The 22,153-nt window shown below is 53.4% G+C and carries 16 protein-coding genes; 5 read left to right on the top strand and 11 right to left on the bottom strand.

Annotated elements, in window-relative coordinates; translation table 11 throughout:
* Positions 1-17 precede the first annotated feature (17 nt).
* Both OGX99_RS03665 and OGX99_RS03660 read right to left on the bottom strand, forming a co-directional pair.
* On the bottom strand, positions 18-788 hold the full coding sequence (locus OGX99_RS03665) for an ABC transporter permease (protein ID WP_042312267.1): 771 nt from the start codon (positions 786-788) through the stop codon (positions 18-20).
* On the bottom strand, positions 785-1,711 hold the full coding sequence (locus OGX99_RS03660; RefSeq protein ID WP_151216760.1) for an ABC transporter ATP-binding protein: 927 nt from the start codon (positions 1,709-1,711) through the stop codon (positions 785-787). The genes OGX99_RS03665 and OGX99_RS03660 overlap by 4 nt, the downstream gene beginning before the upstream one ends.
* A gap of 108 nt (positions 1,712-1,819) precedes the next feature.
* Here OGX99_RS03660 and can point away from each other — a divergent pair, with 108 nt between their 5' ends.
* The gene (can, locus tag OGX99_RS03655) at positions 1,820-2,509 is read left to right on the top strand and encodes a carbonate dehydratase (RefSeq protein ID WP_151216759.1); all 690 of its coding nucleotides are present in this window, start codon (positions 1,820-1,822) and stop codon (positions 2,507-2,509) included.
* A gap of 68 nt (positions 2,510-2,577) precedes the next feature.
* On the opposite strand, the gene hpt is transcribed toward can, so the two are convergent.
* Positions 2,578-3,114: a hypoxanthine phosphoribosyltransferase gene (gene hpt, locus OGX99_RS03650; protein ID WP_042312274.1), complete on the bottom strand. Its 537-nt coding sequence runs from the start codon at positions 3,112-3,114 to the stop codon at positions 2,578-2,580.
* Positions 3,115-3,317: 203 nt separating this feature from the next.
* Between hpt and OGX99_RS03645 the strand changes: the two genes are divergently transcribed.
* Complete coding sequence (locus OGX99_RS03645) at positions 3,318-5,708, top strand: glucose/quinate/shikimate family membrane-bound PQQ-dependent dehydrogenase (RefSeq protein ID WP_286542698.1); 2,391 nt, start codon at positions 3,318-3,320, stop codon at positions 5,706-5,708.
* 86 nt (positions 5,709-5,794) lie between these two features.
* On the opposite strand, the gene cueO is transcribed toward OGX99_RS03645, so the two are convergent.
* Positions 5,795-7,414, bottom strand: a complete 1,620-nt coding sequence (gene cueO / locus OGX99_RS03640) for a multicopper oxidase CueO (protein WP_210904436.1) — start codon at positions 7,412-7,414, stop codon at positions 5,795-5,797.
* A 153-nt stretch (positions 7,415-7,567) separates the two neighbouring features.
* On the opposite strand from cueO, the gene OGX99_RS03635 reads away from it, so the two are divergent.
* Positions 7,568-7,915, top strand: a complete 348-nt coding sequence (locus OGX99_RS03635) for a YacC family pilotin-like protein (protein ID WP_003018667.1) — start codon at positions 7,568-7,570, stop codon at positions 7,913-7,915.
* A gap of 33 nt (positions 7,916-7,948) precedes the next feature.
* On the opposite strand, the gene yacL is transcribed toward OGX99_RS03635, so the two are convergent.
* Both yacL and acnB read right to left on the bottom strand, forming a co-directional pair.
* Positions 7,949-8,311, bottom strand: coding sequence for a protein YacL (gene yacL, locus OGX99_RS03630; RefSeq protein WP_151216757.1), 363 nt, complete (start codon positions 8,309-8,311; stop codon positions 7,949-7,951).
* Positions 8,312-8,485: 174 nt separating this feature from the next.
* Positions 8,486-11,083 carry a bifunctional aconitate hydratase 2/2-methylisocitrate dehydratase gene (gene acnB / locus OGX99_RS03625; protein ID WP_151216756.1) on the bottom strand — a complete coding sequence of 866 codons (2,598 nt, stop codon included), beginning with the start codon at positions 11,081-11,083 and terminating at the stop codon, positions 8,486-8,488.
* Between the two features lie 448 nt (positions 11,084-11,531).
* Between acnB and OGX99_RS03620 the strand changes: the two genes are divergently transcribed.
* Both OGX99_RS03620 and OGX99_RS03615 read left to right on the top strand, forming a co-directional pair.
* The gene (locus tag OGX99_RS03620; protein WP_151216755.1) at positions 11,532-13,118 is read left to right on the top strand and encodes a DUF3300 domain-containing protein; all 1,587 of its coding nucleotides are present in this window, start codon (positions 11,532-11,534) and stop codon (positions 13,116-13,118) included.
* A gap of 10 nt (positions 13,119-13,128) precedes the next feature.
* The gene (locus OGX99_RS03615; RefSeq protein ID WP_187253728.1) at positions 13,129-13,923 is read left to right on the top strand and encodes a DUF2950 family protein; all 795 of its coding nucleotides are present in this window, start codon (positions 13,129-13,131) and stop codon (positions 13,921-13,923) included.
* A 68-nt stretch (positions 13,924-13,991) separates the two neighbouring features.
* Here the strand turns inward: OGX99_RS03615 and traT are convergent, their stop codons facing one another.
* From traT to pdhR, 5 genes are all read right to left on the bottom strand, one after another.
* A complete protein-coding gene (gene traT, locus OGX99_RS03610; RefSeq protein WP_032940388.1) occupies positions 13,992-14,723 on the bottom strand; it encodes a conjugal transfer complement resistance protein TraT in 732 nt (243 codons plus the stop codon).
* A gap of 193 nt (positions 14,724-14,916) precedes the next feature.
* A complete protein-coding gene (lpdA, locus tag OGX99_RS03605; protein ID WP_003018686.1) occupies positions 14,917-16,341 on the bottom strand; it encodes a dihydrolipoyl dehydrogenase in 1,425 nt (474 codons plus the stop codon).
* A gap of 175 nt (positions 16,342-16,516) precedes the next feature.
* On the bottom strand, positions 16,517-18,409 hold the full coding sequence (gene aceF / locus OGX99_RS03600) for a pyruvate dehydrogenase complex dihydrolipoyllysine-residue acetyltransferase (protein WP_187253727.1): 1,893 nt from the start codon (positions 18,407-18,409) through the stop codon (positions 16,517-16,519).
* Between the two features lie 14 nt (positions 18,410-18,423).
* A complete protein-coding gene (gene aceE / locus OGX99_RS03595; protein ID WP_040229997.1) occupies positions 18,424-21,087 on the bottom strand; it encodes a pyruvate dehydrogenase (acetyl-transferring), homodimeric type in 2,664 nt (887 codons plus the stop codon).
* A gap of 163 nt (positions 21,088-21,250) precedes the next feature.
* A complete protein-coding gene (gene pdhR, locus OGX99_RS03590; protein ID WP_151216752.1) occupies positions 21,251-22,015 on the bottom strand; it encodes a pyruvate dehydrogenase complex transcriptional repressor PdhR in 765 nt (254 codons plus the stop codon).
* Between the last annotated feature and the right edge of the window lie 138 nt (positions 22,016-22,153).

Here is a 22,153-nt window from a genome sequence, read left to right as displayed (position 1 = left end):
TCCGGCACAACGCAACGTTAGCTGCGCAATCCTCGACCGCGCTGAATCAGGTACCAGCACAGCAAATAAAACACAGCGATAAACACCACCAGCACGCCAAATGTGGTGACCAGGGGAACATCATGAATCCCCAGGAAGCCGTAGCGGAAGCCGCTAATCATGTAGACGATCGGATTCAGATGCGAAAGCCCCTGCCAGAACGGCGGCAGCAGTGTTAACGAATAGAACACACCACCCAGATAGGTCAGAGGGGTCAGCACGAAAGTTGGGATCAGGCTGATATCGTCAAAGGTTTTGGCGAAAACCGCGTTCAACAAACCGGCCAGCGAAAACAGCACTGCCGTTAACACCAGCGTGAGCGCCACAAAGACCCAGGAATGCACCTGGAACGGCACGAAGAACAGTGAAATCGCCGTGACCAGGATCCCGACGCACAGGCCACGCGCCACGCCGCCGCCGACAAAACCGGCGATGATCACGTGTGTTGGCACCGGGGCGACCAGCAACTCTTCAATATTGCGTTGAAACTTGGCGCTGAAGAATGACGATGCCACGTTAGCGTATGAGTTGGTGATCACTGCCATCATAATCAGACCCGGCACGATAAACTGCATATAGCTAAAACCGTGCATTTCGCCAATACGCGAGCCGATCAGGTTACCAAAGATAATAAAATAGAGCGTCATGGTGATGACGGGGGGAACCAGAGTCTGGACCCAGATACGCATAAAGCGGTGAATTTCTTTCGCCCAAATGCTTTTCAGCGCAACCCAATAAAGCTGCATCATGCGCCATCTCCTTGTTTTTCATGCACCAGAGAAACAAACAGTTCTTCCAGTCGGTTTGCTTTGTTCCGCATACTCAATACTTGAATCCCCTGAGCGCTCAGTTGGGAGAAGACGCTGTTAATGCCCTGCTCGCGCAGAACTTCCACTTCCAGCGTGGAAGTATCCACCAGACGATACTGATAGCCTTCCAGTTTTGGCAACGGGCTTTTCGGCGCCAGATCGAGAATAAAGGTCTCGGATTTCAGTTTAGAGAGCAGGCTCTTCATTGAGGTGTTTTCCACCAGCTCACCATGCTGAATAATGCCGATATTGCGACACAGCATTTCAGCTTCTTCGAGATAGTGGGTGGTCAGAATAATCGTGGTGCCTTTGTCGTTTAAATCTTTTAAAAAGCCCCACATTGAACGGCGCAGCTCAATATCCACGCCCGCCGTCGGTTCATCAAGGATGAGTAATTTGGGCTCGTGCATGAGTGCCCGGGCAATCATCAGACGGCGCTTCATCCCACCGGAAAGCATGCGCGCGCGCTCGTTGCGTTTTTCCCATAAATCGAGCTGCTTTAAATATAATTCGCTGCGTTTGACCGCCTCTTTATGCTCAACGCCGTAGTAACCGGCCTGGTTAACCACGATCTGCTGCACGGTTTCAAACGGGTTAAAGTTAAACTCCTGCGGGACCAGCCCAAGCTGGCGTTTGGCGTTAACCGTATCTTTATCGAGATCGTAGCCGAAAACGCTAACCCGTCCGGAGGTTTTATTCACCAGCGAGCTGATTATCCCGATGGTGGTGGACTTCCCTGCGCCGTTAGGTCCCAGGAGCGCATAGAAATCGCCCGCTTCGACTTGCAAATCTATGCCGCGTAGCGCCTGAACACCACCGGGATAGGTTTTCTTAAGTTGTTGAAGTTCCAGAGCAATGGTCATGGTTTTTTACTTACCTTACGTTCTGACATTTTATATATAGTTTAAATAATGTTGGAGTTAACCTATATTAGCCCATCGAATTTATCTGGCTTCGGGTCGTACAACTCCATGAAAGACATAGATACACTCATCAGCAACAATGCACTATGGTCAAAGATGCTGGTAGAAGAGGATCCCGGATTTTTTGAAACGCTGACACATGCGCAGAATCCGCGTTTTCTATGGATTGGATGTTCCGATAGCCGCGTACCCGCTGAACGATTAACCGGTCTTGAGCCGGGCGAATTATTTGTCCACCGTAATGTTGCCAATCTGGTTATTCACACCGACCTGAACTGCCTCTCAGTAGTGCAGTATGCGGTGGATGTGCTGGAAGTGGAACATATTATTATTTGTGGTCACTATGGTTGCGGCGGCGTCCAGGCGGCTATTGAAAATAAAGAACAGGGACTGATTGATAACTGGTTACTTCATATTCGCGATATCTGGTTTAAACACAGCTCACTACTGGGCGAAATGCCACAGGAACGCCGCATTGATACCCTTTGCGAACTGAATGTCATGGAGCAGGTCTACAACCTCGGCCACTCAACCATTATGCGTTCAGCCTGGAAGCGCGGTCAGAAAGTCACAATTCACGGCTGGGCTTACGGTATTCATGATGGCCTGCTGCGCGATCTTGACGTCACCGCCACCAGTCGCGAAACGCTGGAGCAGCGCTATCGCCAGGGGTTGTCTAACCTCAGTCAGAAACATACCAATCACAAGCAGATGCCAACAAACGGCAGCGACGCGTAAGCGACTTTTCGGCCTGCGGAAGTAACGTGCAGGCCGAATAAGCGAAGCGCCAGCAGGCGCTCCCAATATTACTCGTCCAACAGCACCACTTTGCCAACATACGGCAGATGGCGATAACGCTGGGCGTAGTCAATGCCGTAGCCAACAACAAACTCATCTGGAATAGAGAATCCGATAAACTCAACCGGAACATCCACTTCACGACGGGAAGGTTTGTCCAGCAACGTACAGATGGCCAGGGATTTCGGCTCGCGCAGGCTCAGAATCTCACGCACTTTAGACAACGTATTGCCGGAGTCAATAATGTCTTCGACAATCAGCACGTCCTTGCCACGAATATCTTCATCCAGGTCTTTCAGGATTTTAACATCACGCGTGGTAGACATTCCGCTGCCGTAGCTGGATGCAGTCATGAAATCGACTTCGTGGGAGACATGCACTTCACGGCACAGGTCGGCCATAAACATAAATGAGCCGCGTAACAGACCAACCAGCACCATATCGCTGCCGCTGTCCTTATAACGTTCGTTAATTTGACGTCCCAGTTCAGCAATACGCGCTTTGATCTCCGCTTCCGGGATCATGACTTCAACAGTATGTTTCATATCTCTAACCATATGATTTAAAAACAAATCACTCAATGCTTACTTGTAATAAGCGAGCATCTAAGCGCAAGGCACGCAGTATACCAGTAAAAGCATTCACACGCGGCATCTGTTGATAAAGTTCATAACGTGACGAGTATCACGCGTTTTAGCTCCTATAATTAACTGCGAATAAATAAATAACACCCGTGATGGTATTTTTTATGGCAAATAACAACGTACGTTCTCAACGGCTTATCGTGACCCTGAGCGCCCTGTTCGCGGCACTTTGTGGACTCTATCTCCTGATTGGCGGAGGCTGGCTGGTCGCTATCGGAGGCTCCTGGTACTACCCGATCGCGGGCCTTGTCATGCTCGGTGTGGCTTTCCTGCTGTGGCGAAGTAAACGTTCTGCTCTCTGGCTGTATGCTGTCCTACTTCTCGCCACCATGATTTGGGGTGTTTGGGAAGTCGGCTTTGATTTCTGGGCACTGACGCCGCGAAGCGACATCCTGGTTTTCTTTGGTATCTGGCTTATTTTACCTTTCGTCTGGCATCGTCTGATAATCCCATCCAGCGGTGCGGTAGCCGCGCTGGTTGTGGCCCTGCTGATAAGCGGCGGCATCCTGACCTGGGCTGGCTTTAACGATCCGCAAGAGGTTCACGGCACGCTGAGTGCTGATGCCACAGAGGCCGACGCAATCTCGCCGGTTGCCGATGGGGACTGGCCTGCTTATGGTCGTAATCAGGAAGGCCAACGCTATTCTCCGTTAAAACAAATTAACGCTGACAACGTTCATCAGTTGAAAGAAGCGTGGGTATTTCGTACCGGTGATTTAAAACAACCGAACGATCCTGGTGAAATCACCAACGAAGTTACCCCCATAAAAGTGGGCGACAGTCTTTATCTGTGTACCGCCCACCAGCGGCTGTTTGCCCTCGATGCGGCCAGCGGGAAGGAGAAGTGGCATTTCGATCCACAGCTCAATACCAACACCAGCTTCCAGCACGTCACCTGTCGTGGGGTGTCTTATCATGAAGCAACGGCGGCGAATGCTTCGTCTGACGTGGTGGCCGACTGTCCGCGTCGCATTATTCTGCCGGTCAACGATGGGCGCATTTTTGCTCTCAACGCTGACACCGGTAAGCTGTGCGAATCCTTTGCGAACAAAGGTATTCTGAACCTGCAAACCGATATGCCGGTAACCACGCCAGGTATGTACGAGCCGACATCTCCGCCGATTATCACCGATAAAGTGATAGTAATTGCCGGAGCGGTGACTGATAACTTCTCTACCCGCGAGCCGTCAGGCGTAATTCGCGGCTTTGACGTTAACAGCGGTAAACTGTTGTGGGCCTTTGACCCAGGTGCGAAAGATCCAAACGCGATCCCGCAGCCGGGCGGGCACTACACCTTTAATTCTCCGAACTCCTGGGCGCCTGCGGCCTATGACGCGAAGCTGGACCTGGTGTATCTACCGATGGGCGTCACCACCCCGGATATCTGGGGCGGTAACCGCACGCCGGAACAGGAACGCTACGCGAGTTCGATTCTGGCATTGAATGCCAGCACCGGTAAGCTTGCCTGGCGTTATCAGACCGTTCACCACGATCTGTGGGATATGGATTTACCGGCGCAGCCGACCCTTGCAGATATCACCGTTAAAGGAGAGAAAGTTCCGGTCATTTATGCTCCGGCGAAAACCGGTAATATCTTCGTCCTCGACCGCCGTAATGGCGAGCTGGTGGTACCTGCCCCGGAAAAACCGGTGCCGCAAGGCGCAGCTAAAGGAGATTATGTCAGCCCAACCCAGCCGTTCTCCGATCTCAGCTTCCGTCCGAAAAAAGATCTCAGCGGGGCCGACATGTGGGGCGCAACCATGTTTGACCAGCTGGTGTGCCGCGTGATGTTCCACCAACTGCGTTATGAGGGGATATTCACCCCGCCATCTGAACAAGGCACGTTGGTCTTCCCTGGTAACCTCGGTATGTTCGAATGGGGCGGTATCTCCGTTGATCCTAACCGTCAGGTCGCTATTGCTAACCCGATGGCGCTGCCGTTCGTTTCGAAGCTGATCCCACGCGGTCCCGGCAACCCAATGGAGCCGCCGAAAGATGCCAAAGGCAGCGGTACGGAATCCGGTATTCAGCCGCAGTACGGTGTGCCGTTTGGCGTCACGCTGAACCCGTTCCTTTCGCCATTTGGACTGCCGTGCAAGCAACCGGCCTGGGGATATATCTCCGCGCTCGATCTGAAATCCAATAAGGTAGTGTGGAAAAAACGTATTGGTACACCGCAGGACAGCATGCCGTTCCCGATGCCGGTTCCGGTGCCATTCAATATGGGGATGCCGATGCTGGGTGGACCAATCTCCACTGCGGGCTACGTGCTGTTTATTGCCGCAACTGCCGATAACTATCTGCGCGCATACAACATGAGCAACGGTGAAAAACTGTGGCAGGGGCGCTTACCGGCCGGTGGCCAGGCAACACCGATGACGTATGAAGTTAACGGTAAGCAGTATGTGGTTATATCCGCCGGAGGCCACGGCTCATTTGGGACGAAAATGGGCGATTATATCGTGGCGTACGCGTTGCCGGACGACGCTAAATAACTGAAAAGCCCGGTGGCGCTAATGCTTACCGGGCCTACGGATGCGACATGTCGGCCGGGCAAGGCGAAGCCGCCCCCCGGCTTTTTTTATACCGTGAATCCGAGCATCATGCCGGTATCTTCATGCTCTAACAGATGACAGTGCGCCATATAGGCATGCTCTTTTGGCGCGTCGTGGTCAAACTTCACCAGCACCTCGCTGACGCCGCCCTCTACCCGCACCGTGTCTTTCCATCCCGTACGGTGGGCAGCAGGCGCTTTGCCATTTTCAGACAGAATGCGGAACTGCGTGCCGTGAATGTGGAACGGATGCAGCATCATGTCTCCCTGGCCAGAAATCACCCAGCGTTCGTGCTGACCTTTCGCCGCGGCGAACATCGGTTTATTCATATCAAACGCCAACCCGTTAATCCGGTTAGCATTATGGAAATCAAATGTACCCTCCTGCTTCATGTTGCCCATGCCGCCATGCTGCATATTCCCCATCTCACCGTGGTTCATATTGCCATGATCCATGTTCCCGTGACCCATATTGTCGTTATTCATATGGCCCATCATCTTCCCATGATCCATCCCTGCCATGGCCTGCCCGCCGTATTTCTTCATCAGCATTTGCATGCCCATCATGTCGAGCATCGGATCCATAGACAACTGCAGTTTGCGTACCGTCAGCCCATCAAGCGACGGCAGCACTGGCATAGATGTCAGCATATCCGGTAACGTGCCGGAGGCGGTAATCAGCAGCGGCTGAACGCGCATGACCGGGTGCGGTTTATCAAACGGCGCCACCGCCATGCCCATCTGACTGACAGGCAATGTGACCAGATCAAAAGCTTTACCGTCGCTCACATCCACCAGCACTTCGAAGCGTTCGCCCATCAGCATAGGAAGCTCGGTCACTTTTACCGGCTCCGCCAACAAACCGCCATCGCTGGCAATGACATACAGCGGGCGATTATCGCTGGCCGCGATATTCAGTGAGCGGGCATTACACCCATTAAGCAGACGCAGGCGCAGCCAGCCGCGCGGCGCCGCATGCTGAGGAAAAATCGCCCCGTTGGTCAGCAGCGTATCGCCAAACCAGCCGACGGCAGCGGTCATGATGTCCAGTTGATAGTTAATCTGTCCATCCGCGGAAAACTGCTTGTCCTGCATGATTACCGGCACATCATCAATGCCCCACTGCTTAGGCAGCAGCAGCTTGCGAATCTCTTCATCTTCAATCAGCACCAGCCCGGCCAGCCCCATCGCCACCTGACGACCAGTCTTGCCATGCTGATGTGGGTGGATCCAACAGGTTGCTGCCCGTTGATCCGGCGTAAAGGTCACGGAGCGTTTCCCGCCTGCAGGAATAATGCCTTGCGGCCCGCCATCGACTTCACCGGGGATTTCCAGTCCGTGCCAGTGTAGCGTTGTCTCTTCGGTAAGCTGGTTATGAATGTCGACGGTCACCGATTGCCCTTTATTCAGCTTGACCGCCGGTCCGAGCAGATTGCCGTTATATCCCCAGGTCGTGGCCGTTTTACCGGCAAAGTTTGACTGCCCGGTTTGCACGATCAGCTGGATGCGATTCGAAGCATCGGCGGTTAACAGATCAGGAATGGGTAAGGCGGGACGGTCGGCGGCAAATACGCTCCGGCTCCATAAAGGTAACGCTGACGCGACGCCCAGCGCCACGGAGTACTTTAAAAAGTCACGACGTTGCATTCTCACTTCCTTATATTCAGCAGCTTAAGCAGGCTATCTTTTAAGCATAAGCCTTCCCCTTACGGGAAGGTCAAGTGAATGGCAAATAATAAAGGTCGTCGCTTCGCTCGCAGTGTGCTAACGTTTAAATTCCGTGATGCAGTGGTAGAAGCAATGAAGACGTTTTTCAGAACAGTTTTGTTCGGCAGCCTGATGGCCGTATGCGCAAACAGCTATGCGCTGAGTGAGTCCGAAGCCGAAGATATGGCCGATTTAACGGCAGTTTTTGTTTTTCTGAAAAATGACTGTGGATACCAGAATTTACCTAATGGGCAGATTCGTCGCGCACTGGTCTTTTTTGCCCAGCAAAACCAGTGGGACCTAAGTAATTACGACACCTTCAATATGAAAGCGCTGGGTGAAGACAGCTATCGCGATCTCAGCGGTATCGGCATTCCTACAGCAAAGAAATGCAAAGCGCTCGCGCGTGACTCCCTGAGCCTGTTGGCTTACGTTAAATAGATAGTTTTGCGGAGCCTACAGGCTCCGCATAAATTAACGCTGTTGCACAAATTCGCGGTATGCCGCCACTACCTGAAGAAAATCCTCTACGCCGCAAAGTGAAAAGCTCTCTTCGTCGTAGTAGCTCATCCCCTCTTCTATTTCATCTCCGGAGAACTCCAGTTGATTGGCGCGTACCATCACCTCTTCGCCATCCAGCCAGAGCGTGTATTCATGTCCTGCCCGCTGCCAGGAGCGCTCACTGCCCTTCACCGCACGCGCCGCCTGTTCCACTTCATCAAGTAAGGCCAGGTTTTCTTTCACTTCTTCGTTAAACCAGTGCCCCACCACTTCGTGGCCCATGGACATACGCACTTTTACCACTCCGGTAATATCGCGCAGAAATTCGTAATCCATAATGTCTTCCTCTGCTCCCGGCAATGCGCCAATACCGCATTGCGCCTTGCTGTAATTATCGCAGCAGCGCCGCAGAAAAAAAGCGTAGCGGGTATAAGGAATAGAAATAAAAATGCCCGGAGAAGCCGACTTCTCCGGGCATTGATGCGTTTTTACACAAAACGCGTTAGCGCATTACACCGCGGTCTGGAAAATCACGCCGTCGGCTTTCTCAGTGTACTGAGACAGCTGGTCGAAGTTCAGATAACGGTAGGTGTCGACAGCGGTTTTATCCACCTGCGCCACATAGGTTTGATACTCGTCCGGCGTCGGCAGTTTGCCGATCAGTGCCGCGACCGCCGCCAGCTCCGCAGAAGCCAGGTAGACGTTCGCCCCGGTCCCTAAACGGTTCGGGAAGTTACGGGTAGAGGTCGACACCACGGTTGAGTTGTCCGCCACGCGCGCCTGGTTACCCATGCACAGTGAACAACCCGGGATCTCAATACGCGCCCCGCTCTTGCCAAACACGCTGTAGTAACCTTCTTCGGTCAGCTGCGCGGCGTCCATACGGGTTGGCGGCGCCACCCACAGACGCGTCGGCAGCTGGCCTTTGTGCGCATCCAGCAGCTTACCGGCCGCACGGAAGTGGCCGATGTTGGTCATACAGGAACCGATAAACACTTCGTCAATCTTCTCGCCCTGCACGTCAGACAGCAGACGCGCATCGTCCGGATCGTTCGGCGCACACAGGATTGGCTCTTTAATATCCGCCAGATCGATGTCGATCACCGCCGCGTATTCTGCGTCAGCATCGGCTTCCAGCAACTGCGGATCCGCCAGCCATTTTTCCATCCCCTGCACACGACGTTCCAGCGTACGGCGATCGCCGTAACCTTCTGCGATCATCCACTTCAGCAGTACGATGTTAGAGTTCAGATACTCAACGATCGGCTCTTTGTTCAACTTGATGGTACAACCGGCAGCGGAACGTTCAGCGGAGGCATCGGTCAGTTCGAACGCCTGCTCCACTTTCAGATCCGGCAGACCTTCGATTTCCAGGATGCGGCCAGAGAAGATGTTTTTCTTGCCTTTCTTCTCAACGGTCAGCAGCCCCTGTTTGATCGCATACAGCGGAATGGCGTGTACCAGATCGCGCAGGGTGATGCCCGGCTGCATTTTACCTTTAAAACGAACCAGAACGGATTCCGGCATATCCAGCGGCATCACGCCGGTCGCCGCGGCAAACGCGACCAGACCCGAACCTGCCGGGAAGGAGATGCCAATCGGGAAACGGGTATGGGAGTCACCGCCGGTGCCGACAGTATCCGGCAGCAGCATGCGGTTCAGCCAGGAGTGGATGACGCCATCGCCAGGACGCAACGACACCCCGCCACGGTTCATGATGAAATCTGGCAGCGTGTGGTGCGTGGTTACGTCAACCGGCTTCGGATACGCGGCGGTATGACAGAAGGACTGCATCACCAGATCAGCTGAGAAGCCCAGGCACGCCAGGTCTTTCAGTTCATCACGGGTCATCGGGCCGGTAGTATCCTGAGAACCCACGGAGGTCATCTTCGGTTCGCAGTACGCGCCCGGACGAATACCTTTCACGCCGCAGGCGCGGCCAACCATTTTCTGTGCCAACGAGAAGCCGCGGCTGCTTTCCGCCACGTCTTTCGCCTGACGGAAGACGTCTGAGTGCGGCAGACCCAGCGCTTCGCGCGCTTTGGTGGTCAGGCCACGACCGATGATCAGCGGAATACGGCCACCGGCACGCACTTCGTCGATCAGCACGTCGGTTTTCAGCTCAAAGCTGGCCAGCAGTTCGCCGGTTTCGTGGTTACGCACCTCGCCTTTGAACGGGTAAACGTCAATCACGTCCCCCATGTTCATGTTTGAAACGTCGACTTCAATTGGCAGCGCACCCGCATCTTCCATGGTGTTGAAGAAGATCGGCGCAATTTTGCCGCCGAGGCACAGACCGCCACCGCGCTTGTTCGGCACATGCGGGATATCATCGCCCATGAACCACAGCACGGAGTTGGTGGCGGATTTACGCGAAGAGCCGGTACCGACAACGTCACCCACATAAGCCAGCGGGTAGCCTTTTTTCTGCAATTCTTCGATCTGTTTGATCGGGCCTACCACGCCCGGCTGATCCGGGTTAATGCCTTCACGGGCGTTTTTCAGCATCGCCAGCGCGTGCAGCGGGATATCCGGGCGAGACCATGCGTCCGGTGCCGGAGAGAGGTCATCGGTGTTGGTTTCACCGGTCACTTTAAAGACGGTAACGGTGATTTTTTCAGCCAGAGCAGGACGGTTCAGGAACCATTCGGCATCAGCCCAGGACTGCATTACCTGCTTCGCATATTCGTTGCCCGCTTTGGCTTTTTCTTCCACATCGTAGAAGTTATCGAACATCAGCAGCGTTGAAGAGAGCGCTTTGGCGGCAATCGGCGCCAGTTTGGCATCGTCCAGCGCGTCGATCAGCGGATGAATGTTGTAACCACCCTGCATGGTGCCCAGCAGTTCAATGGCTTTTTCTGGTGTTACCAGCGGGGAGGTGGTGTCGCCTTTCGCGACGGCAGCGAGAAAACCGGCTTTAACATAAGCGGCTTCATCTACGCCAGGAGGAACACGGTTGATCAACAGGTCTAACAGGAATTCTTCTTCGCCCACAGGCGGGGTCTTCAGCAGCTCGACAAGTGCGGCCATTTGGGTTGCGTCTAAAGGTTTTGGCACAATCCCCTGGGCAGCACGCTCAGCTACGTGCTTACGGTATTCTTCTAGCACGACGATATCTCCTCGCTCTCATTGTCATAATGCGGCGCTTTTGTAGATGGGCGATTCTCTTCACGCTCCTGTGAGACAGTAGTTAGTAGGGTAAATGCCCGGTACCGCATAAGGCACAATAACAGGATTTTCATTAAGTGTTAATCTGTTTACAAAAAAGCAACATAAAAAATTGGCTGAATCGTTAAGAATGGTATAGCGACAAGGCGAGAGGCAATTAAGGCTGCCTGAAGGCGCCCTGAAACGATTGATTTTCAAGCGCGACCTGCTGAATATTCCAGCGATTTCTCAGCCATCAGATATAATTGTGTAATAAATCTTCACACTCTTTTTCCGGACCTCCCGGCTGAATCCCCAATAAAAGTCAAAACTGTCTAACACGGGTGAATAATACTCGCGGCAACAGGAACGCCTCACGGCACAGCGCTTGTCTCGTTGGAGTCATTTTATGAAGTTGCCCTTTAAGCCACACTTGCTTGTCCTTCTGTGCAGTGCCGGGCTGTTTGCCGCCTCTGGCGTGATGTTCGTTAAAAGTCGCACCACGGAGCCTGCCCCGGTGACACAGCAACCGTCAGTACCGGCTCCAGCTCCCGTAGCGGCCCCTACCCCGGTCGACCAACCAGCGCCTGCTGCAATACCTACGTACACGGCGGCACAAATCGATCAGTGGGTTGCGCCTATCGCACTCTATCCGGACTCACTACTGTCGCAAATTTTGATGGCTTCAACCTACCCGGCCAACGTCATCCAGGCCGCGCAGTGGTCTAAAGACAACCCCAAAATGCAGGGTGACGCCGCTATTCAGGCCGTTGCCAGTCAACCCTGGGATCCCAGCGTGAAATCGCTGGTGGCTTTTCCGCAGTTAATGTCGCTGATGGGTGAAAATCCGCCGTGGGTACAGAGCCTGGGAGATGCTTTCCTTGCACAACCAAAAGATGTTATGGATTCCGTGCAACGCCTGCGTGCGCTGGCGCAACAGACCGGGGCGTTACAATCGACACCGCAGCAGACAGTCACCACCGTGACCAAAGCAGCACCGTCTAAAACCGTAGCCAGCGAGTCGACAACCCGTTCAGCGAGCACATCAGCCACAACGGCCACAGCAAGCCCAACGGTAATTAAGATTGAATCCGCCGATCCGCAGGTGGTGTACGTTCCCACCTATAACCCGAATACGGTTTACGGTACCTGGCCAAATACAGCTTATCCGCCAACCTATCTGCCACCAACGCCAGGTGAGCAGTTTGGCAACAGCTTCGTTAACGGTTTAGGCTTCAGCCTCGGCGTTGCCACAACTTATGCCATCTTCAGCAATATCGACTGGGATGACGATGATGACTGGGATCATCATCATAATGATGACTGGGATAACCATGGCGGTTATAACCGTAACGGTGATAACAACATCAATATCAACGTTGATAATTTCAATAAAATCAGTGGACAACGGCTGACGGACGCCAACCGAACCTGGCAGCACAACCCGGCCTATCGCGAGGGCGTGCCATACCCTAATAGCCAACTCAATAACCGCTTTCACGCCACCAACACAGCTACCGGGCTCAGTTCAACACAGCAAAAACCGGTTAACCGCGATAGCCAGCGTCAGGCAGCCCTGAGCCAGATGGAAAAATCGACGGGGAAAACATTCCCGCAGACGGCGCGTACGGGCACGAAAGACGCCCAGCGTCAGGCATCCAGCCAACAGCTGAAGCAAATTTCCCAGCGTAATAACTACCGTGGCTACGACACCAAACCGCAGACGACGAAGCGGAGCACCACGCAGCAGCGAGAAAATCGCCAGACCACCTCGCAAAGACAAGAGAAACGCGCATCACAGCCCGCACAGCAACGTCCTCCCCAGCAGCGAAGCACTCAGCCACGGGCCAATGCGCTGAGCGGCAACGATAGCCGCTCCGCGAACTGGCAGGCACAGCAGCAGCGCGGCGCACAAAGCAGACAACTCGCTGCCCGCCAGCAGCCACGTCAGGCGTCTGGTGGACGCGCTGAACACCGTGAATTTCGTCATCGTTAAGGGAGCCGACATGAAAAATAAACTACTTAGTGGAATGGTGTTGTTCATGCTTTCGGCCTCGGTGATGGCGCAGCAATCCTTTAGCACACCTGACCAGGCAACCGATGCACTTGCCAAAGCCATTAGTGAGCAAAATGAGAGCGCGATGAGCAGCCTGCTTGGCGATAACTGGCGCGATTTTCTGCCGCCGGAAGGCGTTGATCCGAATGCTGTCGATCGTTTCCTGCGCGACTGGAAGGTTCATCATAGCACCGTCATTGACGGTGATACGGCGCATCTGGTTGTCGGAGACAGCAACTGGCAACTGCCGATCCCTGTTGTCAAAACCACTTCCGGCTGGCGATTTGACATGCTTGAAGCTGCCGAAGAGATCCAGACCCGCGAAATTGGCCGCAACGAACTCGCCGCCATTGAGGCATTACACGCCTATGTAGATGCTCAGCAGAGCTATTTTGCGATGAACCAAAAATACGCGCAAAAGATTGTCAGTTCTGATGGGAAAAAGGATGGTCTGTACTGGCCAGTTTCGCCCGGCGAAGCACCAAGCCCGCTTGGCCCAGCCTTCAGTCCACAGGAGCCTGGTACGGGCTATCACGGCTATCGTTTTCGTATCCTTCCCGACAAAAGCAGCGGATTTGCTATGGTTGCCTGGCCTGTTAGCTATGGTCAGACGGGCGTCATGAGCTTTGTGATAAACCAGGACGACAAGGTGTACCAGTCCGATCTCGGCAGTGATTCTGATCAGAAAGCTCGGGCGCTGTCCACCTATAGCCCAGATAAAAGCTGGCAGCCCGTCGCCCCCTGAGTAACGTCAACGGACCACATTTTATAAGCCGGGTAAGGCGAAGTAGCCACCCGGCTACTCAATTTAAATTACAGGATATTAGCGACGGATTTCGCCAGTTGCGCTTCCAGAACCGGCTTCGCTTCTTCGAATTTCAGGTTCACCTTGTTGGCATTAGACACGACGCGGGTTTGGTATTTTGCGCGATCGCCCTGTGCGCTGCTGGTTTGCAGCTTGATACCGGATGTGCCCTGACGCAGTGCGGCAACGTTATCCGTCGTCACTTTCGCTTTGCTACGCTCGGAGATCTGCAGGTCAGTAACCATGGTGTAATTCACATCTTCTACCATGGCATCCGCGGCCATACCGATCAGTCCCGCCGCCAGGCCAACACCCAGCGCCGCGCCGGAGGAGTTGCTGTTATAAGCAGTAATCCCCGCGCCCAGAGCCGCCCCCATCGCCGCCCCTTCATAGCCGGTCTTCAGGAATCCCTGAGCTTCACGCAGATCCATTTTGTCCGCTTTCAGAACGTTCGCCTGTACCCAGTAGTATGCGCTGTCCGGTGAACTGGTCACCTTATAGCCCTTTGCTGAGAGATCATTTGCCAGCAGAGTTTGCAGGTTGCTCATGTCTTTATCAGAAGTGTTTTTTACCTGAATGTAGACGGTCTTCTCGCTGGAAGGCTCCAGCCAGATGGTTTCGCTCATCTGCGTTTTCACTTCAAGATTACGTTTTTTAACGGCAGTAGTCATGGCACCACACCCGGTCAGCGTCATTGTCGCGACAACCATGCCAACAACCGCGATTTTTTTTAAAGACATGTTTTTTCCTTTTTTCGTGTAATAAGAGTCCAGAGCCTCTTCTCCGTGCGACCAGTAGCCACACAATGGCGAAAAAAGTATCGGCAGTTGCGCAATTTTTTTTAGCGAAAATATCAATAAGATGACTACCAGAACAGGTAGCTTTAGGTCAAAAAAAACGCCTCAGAAGAGGCGTTTTCACAAAGCGGGAAGATTACTTCTTCTTCGCTTTCGGGTTTGGCAGGTCGGTGATGCTACCTTCGAACACTTCTGCCGCCAGACCCACAGACTCATGCAGAGTCGGGTGCGCGTGGATGGTCAGCGCGATGTCTTCAGCGTCACAACCCATTTCGATCGCCAGACCGATTTCGCCCAGCAGCTCGCCGCCGTTAGTACCGACAATCGCACCACCGATAACACGGTGAGACTCTTTGTCGAAAATCAGTTTGGTCATACCGTCCGCGCAGTCGGAGGCGATAGCACGGCCAGAAGCAGCCCACGGGAAGGTGGCGGTTTCGTAGCTGATGCCTTTTTCTTTTGCTTCTTTCTCGGTCAGGCCAACCCATGCCACTTCTGGTTCAGTGTAGGCGATGGATGGGATAACTTTCGGATCGAAGTAGTGTTTCTTACCGGCGATAACTTCAGCGGCAACGTGACCTTCGTGAACACCTTTGTGCGCCAGCATCGGCTGACCGACGATATCGCCGATAGCAAAGATGTGCGGCACATTGGTGCGCAGCTGTTTGTCAACGCGGATGAAGCCACGGTCATCAACTTCCACGCCCGCTTTGCCCGCGTCGAGGTTTTTGCCGTTCGGTACACGACCGATTGCCACCAGTACGGCGTCGTAACGCTGTGCTTCAGCAGGCGCTTTTTTGCCTTCCATGGAAACGTAGATGCCGTCTTCTTTCGCTTCAACGGCGGTCACTTTAGTTTCCAGCATCAGGTTGAATTTCTTGCTGATGCGTTTAGTGAAGACTTTAACCACGTCTTTATCGGCAGCCGGGATAACCTGGTCGAACATTTCAACCACGTCGATCTCTGAACCCAGCGCATGGTACACGGTACCCATTTCCAGACCAATGATACCGCCGCCCATAACCAGCAGGCGTTTAGGAACGGTTTTCAGTTCCAGCGCATCAGTGGAATCCCACACGCGCGGATCTTCATGCGGAATGAATGGCAGTTCGATCGGACGGGAACCCGCCGCGATGATCGCGTTGTCGAAGTTGATCACGGTTTTGCCGTTTTCGCCTTCAACTTCCAGGGTGTTCGCCCCGGTGAATTTACCCAGACCGTTAACCACTTTCACTTTACGGCCTTTAGCCATACCAGCCAGACCGCCGGTCAGCTGAGTGATAACTTTTTCTTTCCAGGTACGAATCTTGTCGATATCGGTTTTCGGCTCGCCAAAAACGATACCGTGTTCAGCCAGCGCTTTGGCTTCTTCGATAACTTTTGCTACGTGCAGCAGCGCTTTAGAAGGGATACAGCCGACGTTCAGACAAACACCACCGAGGGTGCTGTAACGTTCTACGATGACGGTCTCCAGACCTAAATCTGCGCAACGGAAGGCAGCAGAGTAACCTGCAGGGCCTGCCCCAAGTACCACGACCTGAGTTTTGATTTCAGTGCTCATCATGACCTCTTAATTTATACCCGTCGTCCACCGGGTCGTTCTATCCGCCCGTATTTTACAAAATTGTTAACAATTTTGAAACAACAAACGGCAACCGATTTGTCTTTCGCACAATAACCTCACTGACTTCATGAGATTACCAGAAAAAAGCCGGCCGTCGGGCCGGCTTTTTCGCTTACATCACCAGGCGGCGAATGTCAGACAGCATGTTGTTGATGATGGTAATAAAGCGCGCACCATCCGCACCGTCGATTACGCGGTGGTCGAAGGAGAGCGAAATCGGCATCATCAGACGCGGCATAAACTCTTTACCGTTCCACACTGGCTCCATAGAGGACTTGGAGACACCGAGGATAGCCACTTCCGGCGCGTTCACAATCGGCGCGAAGTGGGTAGTACCCAGGCCGCCGATGCTGGAGATAGTGAAGCAACCGCCCTGCATTTCGCCAGCGGTCAGCTTGCCATCACGCGCTTTCTTGGAGATCACGGTCAGTTCACGAGACAGCTCGGTAATGCTCTTCTTGTTCACGTCTTTGAAGACCGGAACCACCAGACCATTCGGCGTATCTACCGCCACACCGATGTTGATGTATTTTTTCAGAGTCAGGCGCTGACCGTCTTCAGACAGAGAGCTGTTGAAGCGTGGCATCTGTTCCAGAGCAGCGGCAACGGCTTTCATGATGAAGACCACTGGGGTGAATTTCACGTCCAGTTTACGTTTCTCAGCTTCGGCGTTCTGTTGTTTACGGAACGCTTCCAGATCGGTGATATCGGTCTTATCGAAGTGCGTAACGTGCGGGATCATCACCCAGTTACGGCTCAGGTTAGCACCAGAGATTTTCTGGATACGGCCCAGTTCCACTTCTTCGATTTCGCCGAACTTGCTGAAGTCCACTTTCGGCCAAGGCAGCATACCCGGGATACCACCGCCTGCTGCTGCAGTCGGAGCCGCTTCAGCACGCTTGATAGCATCTTTCACGTAAGCCTGAACGTCTTCACGCAGGATACGACCTTTGCGGCCAGACCCTTTCACTTTCGCCAGGTTAACACCAAATTCGCGCGCCAGGCGACGAATCAGCGGCGTAGCGTGGACGTAAGCGTCGTTCTCAGCAAATTCAGATTTGCTTTCTGCTTTCGCTGCCGCAGCAGGTGCTGCTGCTTGTGCAGGTGCAGCGGCCGGAGCCGGAGCCGCAGCTTGCGCAGGAGCGGCTGCCGGTGCTGCGCCTTCTACTTCGAAGACCATAATCAGAGAACCGGTTTTCACTTTGTCGCCGGTGCTGATTTTGATTTCTTTTACGGTACCGGCGAACGGTGCCGGAACTTCCATAGAGGCTTTGTCGCCTTCTACGGTGATCAGTGACTGCTCAGCGGCAATTTTATCGCCCACTTTCACCATCACTTCAGTGACTTCAACTTCGTCACCGCCGATGTCCGGTACGTTAACGTCTTTCGAACCAGAAGCCGCTGGAGCCGCTGCAGCTGCCGGAGCGGCAGCCTGAGCCGGTGCGGCAGCAGGCGCTGCGCCCGCCACTTCGAAGACCATAATCAGGGAACCGGTAGACACTTTGTCGCCGGTGTTGATTTTGATCTCTTTAACGGTACCCGCGAACGGCGCCGGAACTTCCATGGAAGCCTTGTCACCTTCAACGGTGATCAGAGACTGTTCAGCCGCAACGGTGTCGCCCACTTTAACCATGACTTCGGTAACTTCAACTTCGTCACCACCGATGTCCGGTACGTGGACTTCTTTCGCCGCTGCCGCAGCAGGTGCTGCAGGCGCACTCGCAGCTTCTTTCTTCTCTTCTGCCGGAGCAGGTGCAGCAGCTGCTGCACCGTCGGCGGAATCGAAAATCATGATCAGTTTGCCGGTCTCAGTTTTGTCGCCAACAGAGACTTTGATCTCTTTAACGATACCAGCCTGAGGAGACGGAACTTCCATAGAGGCCTTGTCGCCTTCTACGGTGATCAGCGACTGTTCAGCTTCAACTTTGTCGCCCACTTTGACCAGGATCTCGGTGATTTCAACTTCATCAGCCCCGATGTCCGGTACATTGATTTCGATAGCCATTATTCTTTTACCTCTTACGCCAGACGCGGGTTAACTTTATCTGCATCGATGTTGAATTTGATGATTGCGTCAGCAACCACTTTCTTATCGATTTCGCCACGTTTAGCCAATTCGCCCAGGGCCGCTACAACCACATAGGAAGCATCAACTTCGAAGTGGTGACGCAAGTTTTCACGGCTGTCAGAGCGACCGAAACCGTCAGTACCCAGTACGCGATAGTCATCAGCCGGTACATAAGTACGAACCTGTTCGGCAAACAGTTTCATATAGTCAGTAGATGCCACTGCCGGCGCGTCATTCATCACCTGAGCGATGTACGGAACGCGAGGCGTTTCCATCGGGTGCAGCATGTTCCAGCGCTCACAATCCTGGCCATCACGCGCCAGTTCAGTGAAGGAAGTGACGCTATATACGTCAGAGCCTACGCCGTAGTCGTTCGCCAGGATCTGCGCGGCTTCACGGACGTGACGCAGGATAGAACCGGAGCCCAGCAGCTGAACTTTACCTTTCTTACCTTCGAGGGTTTCGAGTTTGTAGATACCTTTACGGATACCTTCCTCGGCACCTGCTGGCATGGCCGGCATGTGGTAGTTTTCGTTCAGCGTGGTGATGTAGTAGTAAACGTTCTCTTGTTTCTCACCGTACATACGCTCCAGACCATCGTGCATGATGACCGCAACTTCGTACGCGTAAGACGGATCGTAAGAGATACAGTTCGGGATAGTCAGAGACTGAATATGGCTGTGACCATCTTCGTGCTGCAGACCTTCGCCGTTCAGCGTCGTACGACCGGAAGTACCACCGATCAGGAAGCCGCGAGCCTGTTGGTCGCCTGCCTGCCAGCACAGGTCACCGATACGCTGGAACCCAAACATGGAGTAGTAGATGTAGAACGGGATCATCGGCAGATCGTTGGTGCTGTAAGAGGTCGCAGCAGCCAACCAGGATGCGCCAGCACCCAGCTCGTTGATACCTTCCTGCAGGATCTGACCTTTCTCGTCTTCTTTGTAGTAAGCAACCTGCTCACGGTCCTGCGGGGTGTACTGCTGGCCGTTCGGGCTGTAAATACCGATCTGGCGGAACAGGCCTTCCATACCGAAAGTACGTGCTTCGTCAGCGATGATCGGCACCAGACGATCTTTGATCGACTTGTTCTTCAGCATCACGTTCAGAGCACGAACGAAAGCGATAGTGGTAGAGATTTCTTTGTTCTGCTCTTCCAGCAGCGCACCGAAGTCTTCCAGAGCTGGCAGTTCCAGCTTCTCGGTGAAATTCGGCTGACGAGCAGGCAGGTAGCCGTGCAGCTTCTGACGCTGAGCGTGCAGATAAGTGTGCTCTTCAGAACCTTCCGGGAAGGTGATGTAAGACAGGTTTTCAACCTGCTCATCGGTCACAGGAACGTTGAAACGGTCGCGGATGTAACGCACGCCGTCCATGTTCATTTTCTTAACCTGGTGAGCGATGTTTTTACCTTCGGCGGTGTCACCCATGCCGTAACCTTTGATGGTATGGGCGAGGATTACAGTTGCTTTGCCTTTGGTTTCCTGTGCTTTTTTCAGCGCAGCGTAGACTTTCTTCGGATCGTGACCACCGCGGTTCAGAGCCCAAATCTGCTCGTCAGTCCAGTCAGCAACCAGCGCTGCGGTTTCCGGGTATTTACCGAAGAAGTGCTCACGTACGTATGCGCCGTCTTTGGATTTGAAGGTCTGGTAGTCGCCATCAACGGTTTCGTTCATCAGTTGGATCAGTTTACCGCTGGTGTCTTTACGCAGCAGTTCATCCCAACGACCGCCCCACATGACTTTGATAACGTTCCAGCCAGCACCTGCAAAGATGCCTTCCAGTTCGTTAACAATCTTGCCGTTACCGGTGACCGGGCCGTCAAGACGCTGCAGGTTACAGTTGATAACAAAGACCAGGTTGTCCAGTTTTTCACGGGTGGCGATGGTGATCGCACCTTTAGATTCTGGCTCATCCATCTCACCGTCGCCCAGGAAGGCGTAAACGGTTTGTTTAGAGGTATCTTTCAGGCCACGGTGTTCCAGATACTTCAGGAATTTAGCCTGGTAGATAGCACCGATTGGACCCAGACCCATAGATACGGTCGGGAACTGCCAGAATTCAGGCATCAGTTTCGGGTGCGGGTAGGAAGACAGGCCTTTGCCATGAACTTCCTGACGGAAGTTGTTCATCTGCTCTTCAGTCAGACGACCTTCCAGGAATGCGCGTGCGTAGATGCCCGGAGAGATGTGGCCCTGGAAGTAAATCAGGTCGCCGCCATCCTGCTCGTTGCGTGCACGGAAGAAGTGGTTGAAGCAAACATCATATACCGTAGCGGAGGACTGGAAGGATGCCATGTGACCACCCAGCTCGAGGTCCTTTTTAGACGCACGCAGTACGGTCATGATGGCGTTCCAGCGAATTGCAGAACGAATACGACGTTCCAGCTCCAGATTGCCCGGGTATTCCGGTTCATCTTCAACGGCAATAGTGTTTACATAATTGCTTGCCCCTGCACCTGCCGCTACTTTCACGCCGCCTTTGCGAGCTTCTGAAAGCAGTTGGTCGATCAGATACTGAGCACGCTCAACACCTTCTTCACGGATGACCGATTCGATCGCCTGTAGCCAGTCGCGAGTTTCGATCGGATCCACGTCATTTGGGAAACGTTCTGACATGGGGGTATTCCTTATCTATCTAATACGTTGAGTTATCTGGAACCTGTCCCATTGCGTTCTCGCCAGAGAACGCAATAAGACAGGTTCTGCGTTTAGTTGCCGCGCACTTTAATTGGCGCTTGATTTACAACATCTTCTGGTTAACGTTCTACCAGAAAAATCACTAATTCTTTCGTTGCTCCAGGCGGCGTAAGGCGCGTTCACGACGACTTTCCTCACGACTTCTGTCCAGCAGAATCTCTTCGATAAAGGCCAGGTGACGGTGAGACGCTTCACGCGCATCAATAGGCTTCCCAGCGATAATTGCTTCAAAGATACGGGTACGGTGACTGCTTACCAGCGGCAACATCTCGCGACGCGCATACAGCAATTCGAAGTTTTGCCGAACGTTCTGAGCCAGCATTGGCTCCATACACCTTAGCAAATGGAGCAGCACCACATTATGCGCCGCTTCGGTGACAGCAATTTGATACTGCAGTACCGCATCAGATTCGCCGTCAAGATCGCCGGACTGTTGAGCCAGCTCGATCGCATGGTGGAGTTCACGGATTCGCGTTTTGTCTTCATCCGTGCTGCGCAGTGCAGCGTAATAGGCTGCAATACCTTCCAGCGCATGGCGCGTCTCAAGCAGGTCAAACTGGGATTCAGGATGGTCGGAGAGCAGCTCTACCAGTGGGTCGCTAAAGCTTTGCCACAGGCTGCTCTGAACAAAAGTGCCACCGCCCTGACGACGAAGCAGTAACCCCTTCGCTTCAAGGCGTTGGATCGCCTCGCGTAAGGAGGGGCGGGAGACGTCGAACTGCTTTGCCAGCTCGCGTTCCGGTGGGAGTTTTTCTCCGGGGCGAAGTGTCCCCTCAAGAATTAAAAACTCCAGCTGCTGCTCAATCACATCGGAGAGTTTTGGTTGGCGGATTTTGCTGTAGGCCATGATTTCCTGTCTTAAGCCATTTGCCCGGAGTCAATTGGTCTTACCAATTTCATGTTCTTGACGCTAAAGTAACAAAGTATTCACCTTCTGTCCATACAGGTTTTGATTGAAATCAGTAAAGGGGGCATATTTTAACAA

Source organism: Citrobacter sp. Cu096 (assembly GCF_030332285.1).
GTDB classification, from domain to species: domain Bacteria; phylum Pseudomonadota; class Gammaproteobacteria; order Enterobacterales; family Enterobacteriaceae; genus Citrobacter; species Citrobacter meridianamericanus.
Note: the sequence above shows the minus strand (reverse complement) of the source record. Positions and strands in the feature narration are given on the sequence as shown.

Coding starts and splice junctions, on each gene's coding strand:
- OGX99_RS03665 (WP_042312267.1), bottom strand. CDS start 788: ATGATGCAGCTTTATTGGGTTGCGCTGAAAAGCATTTGGGCGAAAGAA.
- OGX99_RS03660 (WP_151216760.1), bottom strand. CDS start 1,711: ATGACCATTGCTCTGGAACTTCAACAACTTAAGAAAACCTATCCCGGT.
- can (WP_151216759.1), top strand. CDS start 1,820: ATGAAAGACATAGATACACTCATCAGCAACAATGCACTATGGTCAAAG.
- hpt (WP_042312274.1), bottom strand. CDS start 3,114: ATGAAACATACTGTTGAAGTCATGATCCCGGAAGCGGAGATCAAAGCG.
- OGX99_RS03645 (WP_286542698.1), top strand. CDS start 3,318: ATGGCAAATAACAACGTACGTTCTCAACGGCTTATCGTGACCCTGAGC.
- cueO (WP_210904436.1), bottom strand. CDS start 7,414: ATGCAACGTCGTGACTTTTTAAAGTACTCCGTGGCGCTGGGCGTCGCG.
- OGX99_RS03635 (WP_003018667.1), top strand. CDS start 7,568: ATGAAGACGTTTTTCAGAACAGTTTTGTTCGGCAGCCTGATGGCCGTA.
- yacL (WP_151216757.1), bottom strand. CDS start 8,311: ATGGATTACGAATTTCTGCGCGATATTACCGGAGTGGTAAAAGTGCGT.
- OGX99_RS03620 (WP_151216755.1), top strand. CDS start 11,532: ATGAAGTTGCCCTTTAAGCCACACTTGCTTGTCCTTCTGTGCAGTGCC.
- OGX99_RS03615 (WP_187253728.1), top strand. CDS start 13,129: ATGAAAAATAAACTACTTAGTGGAATGGTGTTGTTCATGCTTTCGGCC.
- traT (WP_032940388.1), bottom strand. CDS start 14,723: ATGTCTTTAAAAAAAATCGCGGTTGTTGGCATGGTTGTCGCGACAATG.
- lpdA (WP_003018686.1), bottom strand. CDS start 16,341: ATGAGCACTGAAATCAAAACTCAGGTCGTGGTACTTGGGGCAGGCCCT.
- aceF (WP_187253727.1), bottom strand. CDS start 18,409: ATGGCTATCGAAATCAATGTACCGGACATCGGGGCTGATGAAGTTGAA.
- aceE (WP_040229997.1), bottom strand. CDS start 21,087: ATGTCAGAACGTTTCCCAAATGACGTGGATCCGATCGAAACTCGCGAC.
- pdhR (WP_151216752.1), bottom strand. CDS start 22,015: ATGGCCTACAGCAAAATCCGCCAACCAAAACTCTCCGATGTGATTGAG.